Source organism: Rahnella sp. P4_A8 (assembly GCF_056402435.1).
The window spans coordinates 1-828 of record NZ_JBFUHK010000309.1 but is presented as its reverse complement, the minus strand read 5'-3'; the positions used below and the strand labels follow the sequence as shown (position 1 = coordinate 828).

General features: G+C 37.2%; 1 protein-coding gene. It reads right to left on the bottom strand.

Annotation, left to right across the window (positions count from 1 at the left end; all coding sequences use genetic code 11):
- Window positions 1-52: 52 nt before the first annotated feature.
- Window positions 53-391 carry a hypothetical protein gene (locus tag AC1DUO_RS25640; protein WP_477989528.1) on the bottom strand — a complete coding sequence of 113 codons (339 nt, stop codon included), beginning with the start codon at window positions 389-391 and terminating at the stop codon, window positions 53-55.
- Window positions 392-828: the final 437 nt, after the last annotated feature.

Below are 828 nucleotides of genomic sequence, written 5' to 3'. Positions count from 1 at the left end.
CTTCAGGGTAGCTTAGCGTAATGTAAACTATTTGGACGTGATTACCAGTTGATTACCAGTGGCATTGACCATTGACGCTGTTGGCATTAGCGTCTCCGCCAAAACTGCCCCGACCGCCATTATCAGACAGGCATTTACTTGCATTTTTAGCCACACCGAAGCCCATTTTAACCGCATTAGGAAAGCCTTTAGCCAGTGCTCCAAAAACGCCTGTAGCGCATTCTGTAGTACCTCCATATATATTGGTAGGAGCTCTTCCCGCAAGATGACTCCAGGATGCTTGGTCATGATGGTCATGTAAGTTACCGCCGCCATGCCCTCCTTCATAATTGGAGTTAGCATTCCCGCCTGCAACTAAAGCTAATTGAGATTGAGAAAGTTCTTTTATCATTTTTTTACCCTCGTAACGGTTATGATTATTCTGCTAATAATTTGGTCTCCACCAGAAAATTTCTTAGCAGTGATACTGACACTTGCCGAAAAAAGTGAAGCTGAAGAATTCTCATTACCAACATATATATAACTATTTCATAAAGAAAATGAAATAGAAGTAAAAAACTCCAGCAACATCATGGTAAGTCTTTTCTTCAGTCACACGTTTTCTTTTGAGTGAAAGGTACAAAATAGTTATACGCCCAAAGGTAAGATTTTGTCAGTTTTCTTACCTTTAGTTACATTTAATTTCCTTTTGTTAAAATTTTTATGGCAGGCATTCATTTTATTACTCTCATCCCATGCTATTTAATGACACGTTAAAAATCAAAAAATTAATTATAAGATTATGAAAAATATTGATTTTTTATCTCACAGCATTGTTTTGTCTTGTGT

What these genes read in the sequence shown, in the direction of transcription:
- AC1DUO_RS25640 (WP_477989528.1), bottom strand. Translation starts at nt 391, where the DNA reads ATGATAAAAGAACTTTCTCAATCTCAATTAGCTTTAGTTGCAGGCGGG.